This window comes from Paenibacillus sp. GD4, assembly GCF_030846225.1.
Lineage (GTDB): Bacteria > Bacillota > Bacilli > Paenibacillales > NBRC-103111 > Paenibacillus_G > Paenibacillus_G silviterrae.
This window is the reverse complement of sequence record NZ_JAVCYK010000001.1, coordinates 2,944,430-2,961,780: the sequence shown is the minus strand read 5'-3', so window position 1 is coordinate 2,961,780 and position 17,351 is coordinate 2,944,430. Positions and strand designations below refer to the sequence as shown.

General features: G+C 51.9%; 29 protein-coding genes and 3 pseudogenes. 14 read left to right on the top strand and 18 right to left on the bottom strand.

Annotated features, from left to right (window positions below; all coding sequences use genetic code 11):
- Nucleotides 1-74 precede the first annotated feature (74 nt).
- The 4 genes and pseudogenes from RAC89_RS31855 to RAC89_RS14160 form a co-directional block, all read left to right on the top strand.
- Nucleotides 75-1,006: pseudogene (locus RAC89_RS31855) on the top strand (CBM96 family carbohydrate-binding protein); the annotation flags it as partial.
- Nucleotides 990-1,289 (top strand): Ig-like domain-containing protein, encoded by a 300-nt coding sequence (locus RAC89_RS14170; protein WP_306614212.1) that lies wholly within the window; start codon nt 990-992, stop codon nt 1,287-1,289. The pseudogene RAC89_RS31855 and the gene RAC89_RS14170, both read left to right, overlap by 17 nt.
- Nucleotides 1,234-2,220 carry a CBM96 family carbohydrate-binding protein gene (locus RAC89_RS14165; RefSeq protein ID WP_306614211.1) on the top strand — a complete coding sequence of 329 codons (987 nt, stop codon included), beginning with the start codon at nt 1,234-1,236 and terminating at the stop codon, nt 2,218-2,220. The genes RAC89_RS14170 and RAC89_RS14165 overlap by 56 nt, the downstream gene beginning before the upstream one ends.
- Nucleotides 2,138-2,974 carry a fibronectin type III domain-containing protein gene (locus tag RAC89_RS14160; protein ID WP_306614210.1) on the top strand — a complete coding sequence of 279 codons (837 nt, stop codon included), beginning with the start codon at nt 2,138-2,140 and terminating at the stop codon, nt 2,972-2,974. The genes RAC89_RS14165 and RAC89_RS14160 overlap by 83 nt, the downstream gene beginning before the upstream one ends.
- Before the next feature lie 79 nt (nt 2,975-3,053).
- Here the strand turns inward: RAC89_RS14160 and RAC89_RS14155 are convergent, their stop codons facing one another.
- The 10 genes and pseudogenes from RAC89_RS14155 to RAC89_RS14110 form a co-directional block, all read right to left on the bottom strand.
- A complete protein-coding gene (locus RAC89_RS14155) occupies nt 3,054-3,476 on the bottom strand; it encodes a helix-turn-helix transcriptional regulator (protein WP_306614209.1) in 423 nt (140 codons plus the stop codon).
- Nucleotides 3,477-3,658: 182 nt separating this feature from the next.
- Nucleotides 3,659-4,204, bottom strand: coding sequence for a hypothetical protein (locus tag RAC89_RS14150; RefSeq protein WP_306614208.1), 546 nt, complete (start codon nt 4,202-4,204; stop codon nt 3,659-3,661).
- A 7-nt stretch (nt 4,205-4,211) separates the two neighbouring features.
- Nucleotides 4,212-4,469, bottom strand: a complete 258-nt coding sequence (locus RAC89_RS14145) for a hypothetical protein (RefSeq protein WP_306614207.1) — start codon at nt 4,467-4,469, stop codon at nt 4,212-4,214.
- Nucleotides 4,470-4,476: 7 nt separating this feature from the next.
- The gene (locus RAC89_RS14140; RefSeq protein WP_306614206.1) at nt 4,477-4,905 is read right to left on the bottom strand and encodes a hypothetical protein; all 429 of its coding nucleotides are present in this window, start codon (nt 4,903-4,905) and stop codon (nt 4,477-4,479) included.
- 170 nt (nt 4,906-5,075) lie between these two features.
- The gene (locus tag RAC89_RS14135) at nt 5,076-5,408 is read right to left on the bottom strand and encodes a hypothetical protein (protein ID WP_306614205.1); all 333 of its coding nucleotides are present in this window, start codon (nt 5,406-5,408) and stop codon (nt 5,076-5,078) included.
- A gap of 55 nt (nt 5,409-5,463) precedes the next feature.
- A pseudogene (locus tag RAC89_RS14130) lies at nt 5,464-6,349 on the bottom strand (carbohydrate ABC transporter permease).
- A gap of 15 nt (nt 6,350-6,364) precedes the next feature.
- Nucleotides 6,365-7,342: an ABC transporter permease gene (locus RAC89_RS14125; RefSeq protein WP_306614204.1), complete on the bottom strand. Its 978-nt coding sequence runs from the start codon at nt 7,340-7,342 to the stop codon at nt 6,365-6,367.
- Between the two features lie 68 nt (nt 7,343-7,410).
- On the bottom strand, nt 7,411-7,545 hold the full coding sequence (locus RAC89_RS14120; protein ID WP_306614203.1) for a hypothetical protein: 135 nt from the start codon (nt 7,543-7,545) through the stop codon (nt 7,411-7,413).
- A complete protein-coding gene (locus RAC89_RS14115; protein WP_306614202.1) occupies nt 7,535-8,038 on the bottom strand; it encodes a type 2 periplasmic-binding domain-containing protein in 504 nt (167 codons plus the stop codon). Before RAC89_RS14115 ends, RAC89_RS14120 begins: the two co-directional genes overlap by 11 nt.
- Complete coding sequence (locus RAC89_RS14110; protein ID WP_306614200.1) at nt 7,971-9,005, bottom strand: type 2 periplasmic-binding domain-containing protein; 1,035 nt, start codon at nt 9,003-9,005, stop codon at nt 7,971-7,973. The genes RAC89_RS14115 and RAC89_RS14110 overlap by 68 nt, the downstream gene beginning before the upstream one ends.
- Nucleotides 9,006-9,612: 607 nt before the next feature.
- Here RAC89_RS14110 and RAC89_RS14105 point away from each other — a divergent pair.
- Genes RAC89_RS14105 through RAC89_RS14090 form a run of 5 tightly spaced genes read left to right on the top strand, consistent with a single transcriptional unit; the run spans nt 9,613 to nt 11,432 of the window.
- The gene (locus RAC89_RS14105) at nt 9,613-9,936 is read left to right on the top strand and encodes a hypothetical protein (protein WP_306614199.1); all 324 of its coding nucleotides are present in this window, start codon (nt 9,613-9,615) and stop codon (nt 9,934-9,936) included.
- Nucleotides 9,909-10,250 (top strand): HD-GYP domain-containing protein, encoded by a 342-nt coding sequence (locus RAC89_RS31715; RefSeq protein WP_373429936.1) that lies wholly within the window; start codon nt 9,909-9,911, stop codon nt 10,248-10,250. The genes RAC89_RS14105 and RAC89_RS31715 overlap by 28 nt, the downstream gene beginning before the upstream one ends.
- Nucleotides 10,156-10,395, top strand: coding sequence for an HD-GYP domain-containing protein (locus RAC89_RS14100; RefSeq protein WP_306614198.1), 240 nt, complete (start codon nt 10,156-10,158; stop codon nt 10,393-10,395). Before RAC89_RS31715 ends, RAC89_RS14100 begins: the two co-directional genes overlap by 95 nt.
- A 29-nt stretch (nt 10,396-10,424) precedes the next feature.
- Nucleotides 10,425-10,583, top strand: a complete 159-nt coding sequence (locus RAC89_RS14095) for a hypothetical protein (RefSeq protein ID WP_306614196.1) — start codon at nt 10,425-10,427, stop codon at nt 10,581-10,583.
- Nucleotides 10,584-10,625: 42 nt separating this feature from the next.
- Entirely contained in the window at nt 10,626-11,432 is an 807-nt protein-coding gene (locus RAC89_RS14090; RefSeq protein WP_306614195.1) for a Crp/Fnr family transcriptional regulator, read from the top strand.
- Here the strand turns inward: RAC89_RS14090 and RAC89_RS31710 are convergent.
- The 4 genes and pseudogenes from RAC89_RS31710 to mutY form a co-directional block, all read right to left on the bottom strand.
- A complete protein-coding gene (locus tag RAC89_RS31710; RefSeq protein ID WP_373429935.1) occupies nt 11,386-11,508 on the bottom strand; it encodes a hypothetical protein in 123 nt (40 codons plus the stop codon). The two genes, RAC89_RS14090 and RAC89_RS31710, sit on opposite strands and share 47 nt — an antisense overlap.
- Entirely contained in the window at nt 11,463-12,008 is a 546-nt protein-coding gene (locus tag RAC89_RS14085; RefSeq protein WP_306614194.1) for an HAD family hydrolase, read from the bottom strand. Before RAC89_RS14085 ends, RAC89_RS31710 begins: the two co-directional genes overlap by 46 nt.
- 9 nt (nt 12,009-12,017) lie before the next feature.
- Complete coding sequence (locus tag RAC89_RS31705) at nt 12,018-12,212, bottom strand: HAD hydrolase family protein (protein WP_373429934.1); 195 nt, start codon at nt 12,210-12,212, stop codon at nt 12,018-12,020.
- Nucleotides 12,205-13,353: pseudogene (gene mutY, locus RAC89_RS14080) on the bottom strand (A/G-specific adenine glycosylase). Before mutY ends, RAC89_RS31705 begins: the two are co-directional and overlap by 8 nt.
- 41 nt (nt 13,354-13,394) lie before the next feature.
- On the opposite strand from mutY, the gene RAC89_RS14075 reads away from it, so the two are divergent.
- The 5 genes from RAC89_RS14075 to RAC89_RS14055 all read left to right on the top strand — a co-directional run bounded on the left by RAC89_RS14075 (nt 13,395) and on the right by RAC89_RS14055 (nt 15,300).
- On the top strand, nt 13,395-13,910 hold the full coding sequence (locus tag RAC89_RS14075) for an AraC family ligand binding domain-containing protein (RefSeq protein ID WP_306614193.1): 516 nt from the start codon (nt 13,395-13,397) through the stop codon (nt 13,908-13,910).
- Nucleotides 13,886-14,281, top strand: a complete 396-nt coding sequence (locus RAC89_RS14070) for an AraC family transcriptional regulator (protein ID WP_306614192.1) — start codon at nt 13,886-13,888, stop codon at nt 14,279-14,281. The genes RAC89_RS14075 and RAC89_RS14070 overlap by 25 nt, the downstream gene beginning before the upstream one ends.
- Before the next feature lie 196 nt (nt 14,282-14,477).
- Entirely contained in the window at nt 14,478-14,924 is a 447-nt protein-coding gene (locus RAC89_RS14065; protein WP_306614191.1) for a hypothetical protein, read from the top strand.
- A complete protein-coding gene (locus RAC89_RS14060) occupies nt 14,921-15,043 on the top strand; it encodes a hypothetical protein (RefSeq protein ID WP_306614190.1) in 123 nt (40 codons plus the stop codon). Before RAC89_RS14065 ends, RAC89_RS14060 begins: the two co-directional genes overlap by 4 nt.
- On the top strand, nt 15,040-15,300 hold the full coding sequence (locus RAC89_RS14055) for a c-type cytochrome (RefSeq protein ID WP_306614189.1): 261 nt from the start codon (nt 15,040-15,042) through the stop codon (nt 15,298-15,300). Before RAC89_RS14060 ends, RAC89_RS14055 begins: the two co-directional genes overlap by 4 nt.
- Nucleotides 15,301-15,890: 590 nt before the next feature.
- Here RAC89_RS14055 and acpS read toward each other — a convergent pair.
- From acpS to RAC89_RS14035, 4 genes are all read right to left on the bottom strand, one after another.
- The gene (gene acpS / locus RAC89_RS14050; RefSeq protein WP_306614188.1) at nt 15,891-16,211 is read right to left on the bottom strand and encodes a holo-ACP synthase; all 321 of its coding nucleotides are present in this window, start codon (nt 16,209-16,211) and stop codon (nt 15,891-15,893) included.
- A gap of 175 nt (nt 16,212-16,386) precedes the next feature.
- Nucleotides 16,387-16,599, bottom strand: a complete 213-nt coding sequence (locus RAC89_RS14045; RefSeq protein WP_306616097.1) for a hypothetical protein — start codon at nt 16,597-16,599, stop codon at nt 16,387-16,389.
- Nucleotides 16,569-16,862: an SIS domain-containing protein gene (locus tag RAC89_RS14040; protein WP_306614187.1), complete on the bottom strand. Its 294-nt coding sequence runs from the start codon at nt 16,860-16,862 to the stop codon at nt 16,569-16,571. Before RAC89_RS14040 ends, RAC89_RS14045 begins: the two co-directional genes overlap by 31 nt.
- Nucleotides 16,859-17,206, bottom strand: a complete 348-nt coding sequence (locus RAC89_RS14035; RefSeq protein ID WP_306614185.1) for a MurR/RpiR family transcriptional regulator — start codon at nt 17,204-17,206, stop codon at nt 16,859-16,861. Before RAC89_RS14035 ends, RAC89_RS14040 begins: the two co-directional genes overlap by 4 nt.
- Nucleotides 17,207-17,351: the final 145 nt, after the last annotated feature.

The window sequence follows — 17,351 nt, the reverse complement described above, 5'->3', positions numbered from 1 at the left end:
TGTCCTCTTTGCCGAACAAGGATGCCGCTCAAACGGCGGCATACAGCGCGAACCCTGCGGTGGAGATTTTGAGCAACTCTGCTAACGTTCAGGCGGTTAAACACCGTTCGCTAGGCATCATCGGGGCTAACTTCTGGCGACCGGGACGAGCGGGGTACATCAAGAGCTATCAGCCTGCCTCTGTGCTGGTGAAGGAAAGCGGCGACGAGCTTACCGTATCCATCTCCGATCCAACCCAAACGAGCGAATATATCGTACTGGAGCTGAGCAAGGTCGGCGTCAGCATCATCAGCAAGGATCCAACCGTTACTGTTCTGAATACGTCGCCGAATATCAAGATTATGGTAGTCGCCGACAGCTCGCGAGGACGCACTCATACGATCAGACTCTCCATCGACCCGAATGCACTGAATCCTTATCTGACGCTGTTACCCGCGGCCGATGCTTACGTTGAGAGCGGGAATCCAACGATCAATTACGGCCAGTCCCCAAGCTTAGCTGTAAATTACGGAAACGCCCGCCAGAGCTACCTAAGGTTCGATCTCTCCGCCTTGCCTCGCGAGATCGATCATGCTTCGTTGAAGCTTAATGCGGCCGTAACCGACAGCAAGGGGGAACAAAGGTGAACCATGTTCACCAGGTTACGCAGAACGGCTGGATCGAATCGGGAACCGGCGGGATCACTTGGAACAGCAAGCCGCCGATCGGCATCAAGCTCGGCTCCTTCGAGGCCACTCCAAGCAATCAATGGGCAGGTCTCGATGTAACCGATTATGTATATTCTCAATTCGATAAAAAGGAGCAAGCCGGCTTCGTTGTGCTTCAAAGCGAATCGGGCTTGTACACAAACATACGAAGCAAAGAGTATGCCGACGCGAGCTCTCCGCCCCCGCTTAGAGGTAGAAGCGTACTCCTTTATAGGCCCGCGACTTCATCAGATCGAGCTGTCACTGGAACCGAACGTGCTAAAGGTTGGAGCATACGCCCAAGTGGAGCTAAGCGGTAAGCTGGAGGACGGATCGGCGACCGATCTATCGCAAGCGTCCGTCACCTACAGCAGTGAATATCCTTCCGTTCTATCGGTTGACCATGAGGGCAATGTTCAAGCCCTATCCGCCGGCATAAGCCGTATTACGGCGACCGTGACGCTTAACGGCGTAACTCGCACAGCTTCGATCGAAGTTATTTCTGCAATTCATGGTCTCGAAACGAGCGAAGTGCCTATCTTGGCAGATGCGTATGTGGCGAGCGGCGCCCGAATACGAATTATGGCAGTGCAACCACATTAGCCGTGACAAGCTCAAGCACAATACTCGCGAGTCGTATTTCAAATTTGATTTGAGCTCTTTGACAGGAACGTCGCATTCAGCCAAGCTAATGCTGTATGCCTCGAATACGGACAGCAGGGGCGGCGAGAAGGAAAATAAATTGTATTCGCATGCCCCCGGCGGCTGGGAGGAACCGAGCATCACTTGGAATAATAAGCCTGCTCCAGACCGTTTTCTTGCATCGAAATTGATAGCGCCAGGTTTTACATGGCATGAGCTCGATGTCACCTCTTATGTTCAAGAGCAGATGAACGGTGAACGGAAGGCGGGCTTTACTATGCGGCAGGAGGGCGCAGGCTTGTACATTTCCATCTACAGTAAAGAACGTCCGTCCGAAAGACCTTACTTGCTGGTGCAATCCTACCGGTTGGAGAATGAATGGTCGTCCTTTACCTTAACTGCCGATTCCGTATTTATGAGCGCCGGGCAATCGCAAACGCTCCGGTCGGAAGGAAGCATGGATGACGGGAGCCCTGTGCAATTCCCCGAATCGTCCGTCTCCTATACAAGCGACAGACCCGACGTGCTTACAGTGAATGGTTCGGGTACGGTTACTGCCTTGAAGCCGGGAAAATCGACAGTTGCCGCAACGGCTGTCATGAACGGAAAGAGCAAATCAGCGTCCATCGAGATCATAGTCCCGCAGGCGGGACCTTTTGTAACGAAGCTGATTCCCGAAGCGGATACTTATGTGCGCAAGGACGCATATGCCGATACCAATTTCGGTACGAAACCGCGACTTGACGTCAACAATACGGCTTCCGGCTATCCTACGCAAAGAGGCTTATCTGCGCTTCCAGCTTGCCGGCGTGAGCGGAAACGAAATTCATTCCTCCTCTCTCTACGTATCCGCCGCGACCAACAGCGGAGTCAAGGAAGTCGGAGTGTATGAGGTGCAGGACGACTCCTGGATCGAACAGGGCGAGGGCGGAATGACCTGGAACAATAAGCCTGCCGTCGGAACAGAGGCGCTGGCTTCTAGCCTGATCGACAATGCCTGGTCGCCACGCGCCTTTGACGTTACGGGCTTCACCCGAACCGAATTTGCGGGCGATCAACGGATTAGCATAGCTCTAAGCCAGCTGGGGGCAGGGAATTATGTCGGTGTAAAAAGCCGGGAGAATACTCCTGCGGATACAATCCCTTATTTACAAGTGGTCAGTTACCAGTTAAGCGAGCCGGAACCGCAGATACAGTGGCCTGAACACGCTGTCTTGCAAGCAGAAGCAATCAGCCGCAGTAAGGTGCTGTTAACTTGGACGCCGGCAGACGCCGGTAAAGCACCGGTTGGCTATTCAATCTATAAAAAATCGGTTGGCGAAAGCGTTTATTCTCAGGTCTATTCCGCGACTACAGCAGATTTCGCTGTTTATGGATCTGCCTATGGCTACGAGGTTGACGGATTACTGCCTGGCACCTATCTATTTAAGGTGGAAGCCATGAAGAATGACGCCCTCGAAACCTTAACGGGTCCATCCGTCGAGATCACGATACCGGAGCATTCTTTTCCTCCACAGCTTCCAAGCGCAAAATTTGAAGGCTCTAAGCTCCCATCCGGTTCGACCGGGAGATCGTTTACCCCCGCCTCCTCCTGCGCTTGCAATCAAGCGCCGGGAAAGATCAAACAGCAAAGAGGAATGGGCTAAAGAAGAATGAGCTACACAGAAAAGAGACACTTGCCGGGCGGCAAGTGTCTTTTCTGCTTCAGGCGTAGCTTTGCACGATTTATAGCGTCGATTTGAATTGACCTGGAGTGATGCCTTCATACTTCTTAAAAACGCGGATAAAGGCATTGCTGTTATAGAAGCCAACCTTAACGGCCGCATCCCCGATACTGTCGCTTTCGCTCAGAAGCGTCTTCGCTTTCTGAAGTCTTGTTCTATTGATCGCGTCCAGCATGGACTCTCCCGTTTGTTCCTTATAAAACTTGGATAAATACGACGAATGAAGGCCGAAATGCTCCGCAACGGACGAGATGCTTATATTCACATCCTGGTAGCGCTCCGCAATATACTCCTGCACGAGATCCCTTAAATCGGTATTATGACTCTTTTTATTCGCATCGATATAACTGCAAACTTGACCTAATATGTCGATCATAACGGACTTCATCTCCGGCACGCTTTCGCGCCCGAAGAGTCTGCTCATCGGTCATAGACTTATCCATAAACGTTTGTTCGGAGATGGCGATGTCGTCCAATGTTTTCAGCATCGTGCCGATCATCGTGAACATCAGGCATTTGGCCAGATCCGTGGAAACCGGTCCCCTCGAAAAATTTTTATCAAAGATGTCTTGTACGGCCTGTTCGGCATTATCGAATTGCCCGGCTTTAATAAAGTTGATTAGTCAGCCGCTCCAGTCCTATGGGATAAAAAAACTTCTGCTCCTGCGGTGGAACCGCTATATCCTCATAATAAATGATTTGGCTGGAGCCCCTCACCAGCTTGTATTCTATCGCTTCAACCGCTTCCTGATAGGCGGCGGCTATTCCAACGATGCCTTGGTGGGTCCCGCTCACCGCAACCGTGAATCGGATATGAAACCGGTCTTGGATGTACTTTTTGGCTTCCTCCAGTATGTCGTTCGTTAAAGCCTTCGTGTCGCCGGCATCCCCGTGAAAGCTGATCAGACAAGCCATCATGCCGTCCACTTCTTCGACAAATCCATTGCTGTGCCGCTGTCCGGCCAGCTCCTCCACAATATTCTTAATTATGAGATGCACAAACTTCAGCTTCTGCTCCAAATCCTGCTCGGAGGAGTCCTTGAATAAACCGCTGTAATCCTCAATATAAAAAAGGAGGACGGCAAAGCGATCGGAAGCGAAGCTCATGTGATAGGAAGTCAGCGCGTCGTCAAGCGGGAAGTTTCTCTCCAATCTCCCCTTAAGCGACCTTTCCACAAAATTGGCTCTCATGGCCGAATTTTGTTTGCTCCAGCCTGCGGTTGATTTCTTCCTTCTCGTCAAAGGTGTGGTATACGATTCCCTTGATAAACTCATATTCATGCTTCGTTGTCTCAAAGGAAATCTTGGCTTTCTCGGACAATAGCTCCACTAGCTCATTAACAGGATTATAGTTTTTTCTCGCAAAATAATAGGCCAGTACACCGCCGCCAATCAAACAAATCGCCAGACTAATCAACGTCAGATTACGGATGTACTGCGCTTTTTCCAAAAAGATAGAGGAAGGCAAAGACCGACACGTATTTCCATTTGTTCACTTCCGATGAAACATACGATATGGTAACGGATTCCCCGTTTGCTTCGGTGCTTAGGATATTCTCGGAATCGTTCAGCCGGCTGTACGCCACAAGATCCTGATAAGAAGGCCCGCTGGAGCTTGATGCCAGGACTTGATCATTCTCGTCGATCATAAAGACGATGCCCTGGTTAACCCACTGCACCCGCTCCACTTCCTGACGAAACAGCCTTTCATCCAGCATGATCACGACTTTGGCATAGGAACGGTTAGGCTCCTCCAAGGGAAGCGAGCGGGCGAACGCTATGATTTTACGGGACTCCTCTCCAAGGCTCTGCCGATCCAATACCATATAGTCACCACGCTTTTTTTGGTTCATCAGTTTCAGCCATTCCGCATAATTCATCCCATGAAAGCCTTCATACGATTCGAAAAATAGCTTTGCATCATCATACTTCGTGAAGCTATTAAGAATAATGCCGGAATTCGGCAAAAATAAATAAAAGTCATAGATAAACGGGTTAACCGTTTTATAAAGTTTAAAGTCATTTAATAGTCAAGCATCATCGAATACCGGTGAAAATCAGACATTTCCCCGTTAACATACATAAGCCCATTGATTTGCGGATTAAAAGCAAGCCGCATGCTGAATCGCTCGACTTCCTTGATCCGGCTGTCCATCACCTGCTGAACCTGCTTCAACAATGCCGTATTGGCGCGATTAATCTCATTTTCTATGATACGTCCGGATTGAAAATAGACAAGGATGCTGATGATCATGGGAATAGCCAGGATGAAGGCGTACGAGCTCATCCATGAAATGAAAAGACGCTGTTTGGGGAACCGGCGTAACGATTGCTTCAAGTCCATCACACTCTCCATTAGCTGAATTTCAAGCTACATCATCATACTATCACTAGTCATCCAGACGTCCAAGCTATTCTTTGATGGCGCCGATCATCACACCTTTGGCAAAATATTTTTGCAGGAAAGGGTACACGATCAGGATCGGTAATGTCGCTACCATAATCGTCGCATATTTGATGCTTTCGCCAATGGTATGCTTATCGGCATCCCCCATGTTGGTCATCATGCTCTCCGTGCTGTTAGTAACGAGAATTTCCCGCAAAATCAGTCATAAGGGGAACAATTCTCGTTCTCTCAAATAAATCATTGCGGGAAACCATGAATTCCAATGTCCTACTCCGTAGAACAGGATCATCACGGAGATCACCGGCATCGATAACGGAAGCACAATCCGGAACAGGACGCCGAAATCGGAGGCCCCGTCCATCTTCGCGGATTCAATGAGCCCCTCCGGGATCGCGCGAAGGAAGTCCGCATTACAATCAAGTTCCAGGTAGATATCAATCCCGGAATGATGAGCGCCAGCAAGGTATTGCCAAGGTTTAAGGTTTTGTAAACAAGCAGATAGGTCGGAATCAAACCGCCGCTGAAAAACATGGTGGTGAATACGATCATAAACATGATCGGCGTGCTCCACAGCACCTGCTTCCTGGATAAGGCATAAGCTCCGAGCGATGTCATAAAGATGTTTAAGCACGTACCGACCGTAACAATGAGTAATGTATTGGCGTACCCGGTCAAGATATTCGGATTTTGCGACGAGCTGATAGGCATCCAAGGAAAATCCCACGGGAAGCAGTAACATTCCCGTATGGCTCAATAGCCTATTCGAGTCGCTTAAGGAAGCGGCAAAAACGTACAGGAACGGATATAGGGTGACGACAATTAACAAACACATGAGCAAAGGTGTTTAGGATATCAAAGAGATATTCCCCATAGCCTTTTTTTGCAAACATAGGTCGCCCTCCTCTCTACCATAAGCCGGAACCGTTCATTCTTTTGGTCAACCAGTTGGCCGTGATCAGCAAGCTGAAATTAATGAGGGATTGAAACAGTCCGATGGCCGAGCTGGAGCTGTATTCATAGCCGCCGCTTAAGCCCTTGCGGTACACGTAAGACGAAATGACATCCGCCGTTTCAAACGTAGTGGGATTGTAAAGCAAAATGATTTTCTCGAAGCCTACGTCCATCATGTGTCCGATTTTCAATATGAGCAAAATAAGAATAATCGGCGTGATGCCCGGTATCGTGATGTGAAACAATTGCCGCCACCGGCCCGCACCGTCCACTTTGGAGGCCTCATACAATTCAGGGTTAATGCCGCTGAGCGCGACCAAATAGATGATGGAGCCCCAGCCGATCTCCTGCCAAACTCCCGACGCAATAAAAATCGTTCGAAAGTTGCCTGCTTCGGACAGCAGCGACGAAGACCTCTCGCCGCCAAACCATACGATGATATCGTTAATTAGACCCTCTCTGCCTACGAAATCGATAATCATTCCGCAAATGACGATGAGCGAAATAAAGTGAGGCAAATACGTTGCCGTTTGAATCACTCTTTTGAATAAAGCGGCGCGGATTTCGTTCAATAGCAATGCCAGAATAATAGGAGCCGGAAATCCAAAAATCAGGCCGTAAAAGTTAATCAGCAACGTGTTCCTTACAACTCTCCAGAAATAATAGCTTTCAAAAAACTCCTGGAAATGCTTGAAGCCAACCCAGGGCGAATTCCAAATCCCCTTAGCGATGTTGAATTGCTTAAAAGCGATTACCGCCCCGTACATCGGCATGTAATGCATAATGATGTAATAGATCACGACGGGCACGACCATCATGTAAATGTATTTGTTGCGAACAAAATCTTTAGCTACCGTCCTTCGGAAGCCGCCGGTAATACTCGATTTCGCGGAAACGTTCGCAGAGCCCGACGCCGGTTCGATATGCCGCATGTCAGATTTTCCTCCCTCTTTTTCGGATGGAAAAAGGGAGGAATCCACCTCCCTTTTAGGTTTCTGCTCTATCTCTTGTTATAGCGGTCCAGCGCGGCCTGCTTCATGCTGATCGCCTTTTCAATATTCATCTTCTTCAGTCGCTCCCTGTATTTATCGAAGTTCTCGACCGGCTCTACTCCCATAATAAACTTAAACAGCATTTCGCTCTGATAAGTCTTGACCTCCGCCATAATTTTGGAAAGTCAGCTCTGCCTCCTCCGGCGTGTTTGTAGCGGGAGGCATCAGAACCTTTACCGCATTGTCCGCGTACTTGGACAAGGTGGTCAGTGCCTCCTTCTGCTGAGGGAAATCGTAATATTGCTCAAGGTACCGATCGTCGGCCAATCCAGGGCTCGGATAGTTCGCCCTAAAGTATTTGCCCATCGCTTCCCCAATCGACAGCTTATCGGGATTTTTCATAATGAGATCCGTATATTTCGGATACCCGTTTTCCATTTTATAAGTTAGACCCTCAACGCCGAAATTTTTGAGCATATGCCCTTCGTCGCCGTAGAGATAGTCCAGCCACTTCACCGTTTCCTCCGGATGCTTATTGGATGTGGAAATGGCGGCGGCTCCAAAGGCGTTATACTCCCAATCTCGTGGAATAAACTTGGGTGTACTGCCCTTGACGGCTACCGGGTACTGGACCATCACCAGGTTGACGTTCGGATTTCCCCTTCAATGCCGGAATAAACTTGCCCATACTGCTTCCGATATAACCTGGGAAGGCTCCCGCTTTCTCCGTTGTCACCTTGGAATCGAACGCTTTAGTGTCATTGGTAGCGAAATCCTTGTCGATCAATCCCTCTTTGTACCATTTGCTGAACAGCGTCAGAAACTGCTGATAGGCCGGCTCATACGGACCATACTTGACGACGCCGTTATCGACATAAAAGTCGTTGTTCACTCCGAAGGCTTCCAAGAAGCCCGGGATCCCGCCTATATGTCCTTTGGTCAAGGTGAATGGAGTGGTGGCGCCCTTCTTCTCCTTGAATGCCTTTAATACCTTCTCCCAGTCGTCGATCGTTTCCGGCTGGGCAAGTCCAAGCTCATCCAACCAGTCCTTCCGCACCATGATGCCGCCGAAAACCCGGTTCTTCTGAATGTTAAGTGAAGGAAAAGCATAAATATTTCCGTTATCCGTGCTGATTTGCTTCTTCACCTCAGGATGGCTGTCCAGAATCTTTTTGAGATTAGGAGCATGCTTGTCGATCAGATCATTAAGCTTGATGATGATTCCATCCTCGATCGCTTTGTTCGGGCCACCGGGATAGTTAACCCACCCGTACTCGATTACGTCCGTCAAATCATTGGAGGCTACCAGCAATCCGAATTGCTCAGCGACCTGACCCGCGACCGGGTGCTTGAAATTCACCTTCACTCCCGTGCGCTTCTCAAGCTCTTTGTACATTTCAACCTGTCCCAGGCTGGTGACGCTTGCCGCCGCATTGCTCGTTAAATCTGTCCAGTACGTCAAAGTGATTGGTTTTGTTGGAGTTTTGCTTCCTTCTGCAGACTGGGCAGGTGCCGCATCCTTGCCTGTACATCCGGCCACCAAGCTTCCTGTCATTACTACAGCAAGGGAGAGAGCTAACGATTTCTTTGTGGTTGTTCTCATTTAGAAATATCCCCTTTCTGGATTTCCTGTTCAAGTCCGTCGCTTTCGACAAACTAACAGTAGCCCAGGCAAACCATGTAAGTAAATCACCAATTCACTTCTTCATCCTAAAAAGCGGATATTGCCCATCACCAAAAATTAATTTCATATTCAACATTCAATAATAGCCCGCTATCGGGGTACAAATGGGAAACTATAGGTTCCTTAGTACGCCATTCAGGTCTTTTTATCCATACAGAATACCAATAAAGACTCTTGTAACAGTTTGGTTTTAAAGGAATTCAAGGACTTTTTACATGGTAGAATTAGGGAATCCGGTAAAAACCCATGTCTTTTTCTCATTTTTGTTGCAAACGCCACAGATTATTTTGACCGCCTGTGAAATAATGGATGCTACGACGACCTGCCGTAGTGCGACCTGATTCTAAGCTACAAAATAAGGGTGATCCATTCATGAGACTACTTCCCATATCCTTCATACAACCTGGCATGCGCCTCGGGAAGCCTATCGTCACGGAGGAAGGAAAGACGCTTCTCGGGTACCATGTCGAGCTAACCCAAGGAGTTCTTACCCGGCTGAGACAAATGGGCTTTCATCAGCTATACATTGAAGACCCTAGAACAGACGATATCCGGATCGAGGACCCGTCATGCGGGAGGAAACCCGTACCTTGGTTCGCGGGAACCTGCTCCGCATTTTTCAAACGATGATGAGCAAGCTGGGGGCGAGTTAAGCAACACAGAGAAGCTGATGTTTGCTAAAGCGGCAACCCAATCGGTCCAGGGGATACTGGATGACGTGCATGCAAGCTCCCGACCGAACGACGATACGATCGTGCTGATGGACCTCAACCGAAGAAGCCATTCGCCGATGGAACATTTTACGCAAAATGCCGTGAACGTTTGTGTCTATGCACCCGGCTCGGCCTGACGGAGCGGTTCACCAAAGATGATCTCTACGCCATCGCATTAGGCGGTATGTTTCACGATATCGGCAATTCGCTAATATCCCCTAAGTCGCCGCAGAAGGACTCCTCTCTCTCACCGCAAGAGTACAGCGAAATTCAGAAGCACACCGAGTACGGCTACAAGATTCTCAAGGAACTCCCCGGCATGCCCTTGCTGGTCGCACACTGTGCGTTACAGCATCATGAGAAGTTTAGCGGAGGAGGATACCCCTCCGGTCTATCCGGAAGCAAAGATTCATTCGTTCGCCCAATGGGTCGGCTTGCTCGACGCCTATGACGCCATGATCAACCCGCGTCCTTATCGGTCTGCAATTCCTCCCGATTATGCATTAGAAATGCTTTTCGCCGGAGCCGGAACGTTGTATGATAAGTGTAAGGTGGAAGGCTTCCGCAACAAGGTCGCGATATACCCGTCGGGTTAAGCGTACGGCTAAGCACGGGGGAAAGCGGCTTGGTCTCCCGCATCAATAATTCTTATAAGCGGCGTCCCGTGGTTCGAGTGCTGACCTCTCCAAGCGGAGAGGATCTGAAGCATCCTTACGAAATAGACTTGTCCCGCCATCTGCACATCATGATTTTCCGAGTCGGAGAAGATGCGCTGGTCCATTGACACGCTTGCGAAATACATGATCGGAAAAGAGTGATGTGTTCCATGAGCAAGTTAATCCCTTTATTAAAAAATGTTCCTTTGTTCCAAGATTTAACCGTCCCGGAGCTTGAGACCATCGCCCCCTTGTTTGTCGAACGGAAATATAAGAAGGGGACGATTCTGTTCTTCGAGGGCGATACAGGAGAAGAGTTTTTTCTGATTCAGAGCGGTGTCGTCAAAATTTATCGGATCGATAACGCCAAGGAGATCATCCTCTCCCTGTTCCGTGACGGCGATTTTTTTGGGGAAATGTCGCTGATGCAAAAGGGACTCACCCGCTCCGCCACAGCCGAGACACTTGAGCTCAGCTCGATCTACACACTGGTCCGGTCCGAGTTCTACCAGTTCATGGAACGGAACCCAACCATCAGCCTTAAGTCGCTTGAGGTTACGATGGAACGGTCATGGAAGGCCAATGAGCAAATTTATGATTTAACGTTTCTGGATGTACGGACACGGACCATCAAAACGATTTATCGCCTGTCGGAGGAGTACGGTATCGTGAAGCCGAACGGCATCTTAATCAACATGAAGCTGACCCATCAGCAAACTGGCCAACATGGTCGGTACGGTGCGGGAATCGGTGACGAAGGTGTCTTTGCAGGAGCCGCAGGAGGACGACACGATTACGATCGAGAAGAAGTTTATTTTTGTAAAAAATCTGGACGGGCTGAAGAAGATGATTTACTAATTCTGTCTTGGCAGAACGGAAAGGAAAAGAGGTATGCTCCCTCAGCTAAGGGACACACCTCTTTTTGTGTTTTTATTGAGTTCGTGCGATCCTGGCGGCCAGCACTTGCTCCAGGATGATGGCTACGCCGTCCTGATCGTGATGCTCTGTTACAAGTCGTGCGCGATCATGAAGCTCGGCAATGGCGTTGCCCATCGCGACAGGCCAGCCGCGCCGCCGGGCTCGAACAGACTGAGATCGTTGAAGTCGTCTCCGAAGGCCATGATCCGTTCGATTGGAATGTGAAGTCGCTCTGCCGCCTTCTGCAGTGCACTCGCCTTCGACACTCCCGCCGCCATCACCTGAAGGAGTCGCCCCCGGTCGGTCTGCACAATCTGCAGACGGTCGCCGAAGTTGGCTTGGAGGCTATCGTACAGCCCCTCGCGGCCCGGAGAGAGCGACTTGGATACGCGCGCGCCCCTGCACCGCGCCTGCGTAAGCGGTTCAGGGAGCGGCAGGCCGGGCGGGATGCCAAGCACGGTTACATCCGAGTGATCGAGCCGCCGGTCGCTGTAGAGCTCGTCATCGATCTCGAAGCATACATAAGCGTCGGGGGCGGAGCCGCTTGCGTGGTGACGAATATCGAGAATAAGCTCTGGGGCGCGCCTGATGATGCGCCGCCACCCCCTGTGCGTTGTGAAGCATGAGAGCGCCATTGTAGCAGATCAGCCAGCCGAGCTCCAGCGGCTCCTCCGGCGGCGCATGCGGACCGATCGAGGCGGTCTAGCCGTAGCCAGGATAACGTGTATCCCCTGTGCACGACAGGCCAAGACGGCCGCTCTATTGCGAGCGGAGACCTGCTTCTGCGAGTTCAGCAACGTGCCGTCAAGGTCAAGGACTATCGCCTGAATGTCATGCATGGTCGCTCTGCCGCTGACGGAAGTATTCCCTCAGGATCCGCAGGAAGACGTTAGGGAACGGGTACTGTTCCATCTCCTCCTCCGCGATCCAGCGGTACGCCGCCGGCAAGGGCGGCTCCAGACCCGGCACGGGCGATGGCTCCGCATGGCACACATACACCTCCATATCCCAATGGATATGGCTGAAGGTGTGCTCCGCGTGCATGAGCCACGCCGCCGGGCGGACGCCGATGCCGTCCGCGGCCAAATGGCCGCCCAGCACCGCATGGGCGGCCGGAAGGCTCGCCGCCGCAGGCGCGGTGCCCGCTGACGAGTCAGCGGGGGCCGCGGTGTGCGGCGACTCCCACATGCGCGCCAGCAGGCCTTCGGCCGGGCGCTGGCGGATGAGCACGCGCCCGGCGTGCTCGCGCGTGCCTTCGACGAGCGCGCGAGGCGCCGCTCGGGGCGCGGGGGCTTCGCCTTCTTCTTGACCGGCGGCGCCTCCTCCATGCCGGCCTCACGGCCGGCGCAGTGGGCGAGCACCGGGCAGGTGAGGCAGTGCGGCGAGCGCGGAGTGCAGACCATAGCGCCCAGCTCCATGAGCGCTTGGTTGAAATCGCCGGCGGCCCCTCGGGGATGAGCTCCTGCGCCAGCTTTTCCATAAGAACACGCGTGTCGCCTTTCATAATATCCTCTTCGATCAGAAAGTAACGGGAAAGCACCCGCATGACGTTCCCGTCTACCGCCGGCTCAGGCTTGTTATACGCGATGCTCAGAATGGCTCCGGCCGTGTACGGACCGACGCCTCTGAGCGAGGAGACTCCCTCCTTCGTATCCGGCACGACGCCGCCATACCGCTCCTGAACCTCCCGAACGGCCGTCTGAAGATTCCTGGCCCGCGAGTAATAACCGAGCCCCTCCCAGCACTTCAACACCTCTTCTTCCGGTGCCTCGGCCAGCGCTTCAATGGTAGGGAACTTTTCTATGAATCTATGAAAATACGGCTTGACCGTTTCGACTCTCGTTTGTTTGCTGACATAATTTCCGATACCCAAATGTGATAAGGGTTTCGGTCGCGACGCCACGGCAGGTCCCGCTTGCTTTGACGGTACCAGGCTAACAGCTCGCGGCTAAAGTAAGATTTTTGCTCTGCTGGATACATGTTGTCTCCTTCTCTTAGGTATTGGATCGGGGTATAATGTAGTGAATAAACGCCGTGAAAGGACGATGAACATGCTGACTCCCGGAGAACTCGCTTCCCGTCTGAATAAGCTGGTAATATCCATCCTGATGGTCGGACACCAGAAATGCGAGCCTCACTGGTACCATAAGCCCCGAGAGATTCGGCATCACTCCATCTGGCTCGTCGTCAAAGGCAAGGGCACCTTCACCATCGGCGGCACACATTATCCGGCGGAGCCGGGCAAGCTGTTCTGCTTCGCTCCGGGTATGAAGGTCGAACGAAAGACGGACCCGGAACAGCCCCTGGAATATTACTTTCTACGATTTCATTATACGGAATGTTACGAGGAGAAGGAACAGTGGATTTATCGCAGTGCCGCCGAGACGGGATTCCCGCTGGAAGGCATGTACACGGTAACGAATGCGCCTCAGCTGATCTATTTGTTCGAGCAGATGGATACGCTGTGGAAGCGGCGCGGGCATATGACGGCGATGCGGCGCAATATTTTGCTTTGCATGAATTTCTGCTGGCCTTGATCCAGGACTTCCGGACGCAGAAAATCGCCGGCGATACGACAGCGACCATCGAGCTGACCCAGGATTATATGGCTCAGCATTATCAAGAGTCTCTGACCCTGGAGAGCCTCGCCCAAATGGCCGGGCTCAGTGTGAGCCACTACTCCCGTCTGTTCAAAAAATATATCGGCTACAGCCCCATCGACTATTTGACCCATCTGCGCGTGGACCGTGCGAAGGAGCTATTGGTGCTGTCCGACTATCGTTTGAAATCGATTGCAGGCAGTGTAGGCTATACGGATGAGTTTTATTTCAGCCGCATTTTCAAGAAGGTGACCGGACAATCGCCTCGGGAATATGCGAAAAAGCATCGGTTTGCCCCGTTTCGCTGACGGTTTGACTTCATTTTGGGAAAAGTGTACGCTGGGGAAAACAGGTGGATGGTGTGGTGAAAGGCGTTATGACGGAAACCGCGGCTTCCCGGCGCAGAGGCGCTTCCGGAGGCACAAGTAGGGTACCGCGGCTTAAGGAGTCCCGCGAGGTCGCGGCGGCCTTATGCATTTTTGTATGTGTGGGGGGCAGTGGATTGTGGCGGCCATCGTGGAATTTATGGGCCAGTGGCGGGATGTCAGCTTGTATCAAGCTGTGGTGTTGTGGACGGCCGTAGCGGTAACGATCGTTCTGGGAGCCCGTCGGTCTGCGGCGGCCGCCGTGGCCCGGGATGGGATCGCATGGCTGGTGCCGCTCATGATAGGGATCGGCGGACTCATAGTACTGCAACGAGTCGGAGCCGTTACATGGTTCTTCTGGCCCGTGCTTCAAGGCTTCGCGCTCTCCTTTGGGTTCGCGCTGGCCTCTCCCCGGCTCGGGCCGCCGCTATTCTGGCTCAGCTTATGGATGTTTGCTGTGACGGCCTGTGCCGCATTTTATTATCTGGGCTATAGCTCGTCGCTGGTCGGAGGCTTCGGAGGACTCAGCCTGCTGGCCGTCGGATGGATGATTTCAGTATGGAACAGGAGGCGTACGATGCAATGAAACGAATGACAGGGTTGTTATCGCTGGCTATGGTGGTGGCGGTGCTCATGTCCGGTCAGCGGAACGCAAAACAGTCCCGAGCCTTTCGGCGGCGGAGGGAAGAGCGGCGGCGGGCATGACCAAGGAGCAGGCGATGGCCGGGGCCTCCGATGAGATTCAAACGATCTATACCAAAAATTGTCTCTCCTGCCACGGTGGGAGTCTGGAAGGGAAGATCGGACCGAACACGAACCTGCAGAAGGTTGGATCTCGAATGAACAAAGAGCAGATTGCAAAGCAGATCAATCAAGGCGGCAATGGAATGCCGGGATTCGGCGGGAAGCTGAAGCCGGAGGAAGCAGAAGCGCTGGCCGCTTGGCTGGCGGAGAAGAAATAACATTTGCCGGTGGCACAGATGTACTGAGTGGCGACATTTCTGCAAAAATACAACTTTTTTCCTGATTGCCTATCAAAACTGAACAGATTTCTGCGAATATGCAAAATTTCCAGGTCGCTAGCCCATTTTCAGCCACTGTGCGTATTGAAAGATGCGTTTTATCACAAATCTCATGCGCACTTGGATTGGGGTCTTAAATTTCTGCACTTTTGCAAAATTTCGCTTTCGCACTTTAAAAGATATTAAAGGAAAACCGTCCCTGCAACAAAACATGGCAGGGACGGTTTTCGCGTTTATTCCGAGTAAAAAAAGCCGAAGGGCTTGCGCGCCGGCGCTGGGGCAATCCAAAGGCTCCATCTCTTCCGTCTCGAAGCTGTCATACGTTTCCTTCCTTTGCAGAGACGATAGCCACATTGCGGACATACGCTCTCATCATGGGGATCGTACATGGCGGGCACCTCCTGTTACGGACTGGAACTTTCGACAAAGGTAACCATAGTATGGACTGCCTTTCCTTTAATTATGCGGTCGCTCGGCAATGGCGTAGGCCATGGCCATGCTCTCGCTGTGCGTGATGCTGACGTGCGGCGTCACCGCGCCGGCGACAGGCCGATTCTCTGCCAGGCGGCCTCAGCGAGAGCGCTGTGGGCTTCCCCTTGGCATCCGGCGCGACGGGAGAGGTCCTGGAAGCCGACCTCCTTGCCGATACCGCGACCCAGCGCCTTCACCAGCGCTTCCTTAGCGCCGAACCGGCCTGCCAGAAACTCCGCCAGCCGGCCCCGCCGCTTCACCGCCAGCTCCCGCTCCGGCGGAGTCAACACCCGCTCGAGGAAACGGTCTCCTGCCGAGCTGTTCAATATACGCCGAATGCGCTCAATCTCCAGTAAATCGGTCCCCACACCGATGATCATATGCCGCCTCCTTCCTCCGAGGTCTATAGGCAACCCCAGAGAGTTCTCCCAGCCTCATGAGCTCACCCTACCTGAGCAGTGGGGATAAGCCACCAACACAGCCGCAAACCCCTGAGCCATAGGGATAAAATCCCTTAATAGATCTTCCACCACCACGGCTTTAGCCGTTTTCTCCTTATACAGTCAAGCGCTTTCTCCTTAATCCGGGTCGCAATGACGGAGAACAGGATATCGATGACGAGCGGTACGCCATTTTACCCGCAACCGAGCCCCCGTCAAAAGGAAGCTCCTTTCCCGCAGTCAGCAAAATATGATCCGCTGTTTTCGTAATCGGCGACTTTGCGAACTGGGTAATTGCTACTGTGCCGGCTCCATTCTCCTTGGCGATGCGAAGCGCATCAATGGTATCCTTAGTGCTTTGCCGGAGACGGTAAGTCCAATCGCCACATCCATTTCCCCCAGCGTAGTCGCTGACATTGCCTGCAGATGGGAGTCTGTGACCGCTTCCGTTGCGATCCCGATACGGAGAAATTTGCTCTTGGCATCAACCGCCGTGATTCCCGACACTCCCACGCCATAGAAGTGAATTCGTCTTGCGCTCAGCAAAAGGATCGCCACTTCCTCTACCTTCTTGGAATCAAGCAGTGTCATCGTCTCCTGCGCGCCTTTATATTCGCCGAGGTCGCCTTCTGCATAATAGCTTGAATTTCGTCGTTCTCGTCGAAGCCACCAACTATTGAGGAGGAAGCTACCGCATGATTTTGTGCGAGAGCCAATTTAAATTCCTGATATCCTTTATACCCGAGCTTCCGGCAAAAGCGGAGCACCGTCGTTTCACCTACATCCGCTTGCTCCGCCAGGTCGGTTACCGATAAATAAATGACCTGCTCGAACCGGTCCCGGATAAACTCCGCTACCTTGCTCTCAGAGGCTGTTAAGGCATTCTTCAAGCTGTTGATCTTCACTTGAATCGCGCTGACCTCAGACTTAGACATCGTATGTCTCCCCCGCTCGTTGAACTGTTATCCTTGGTTATATCATATCACAGTCACCGACGGACAGGCAGTCTACCTTTTTCCCGAGTGTAAACGATAGCGCAATGAAAAAACCATCAACGCGCTTTATGAGGCGACCCTCGGC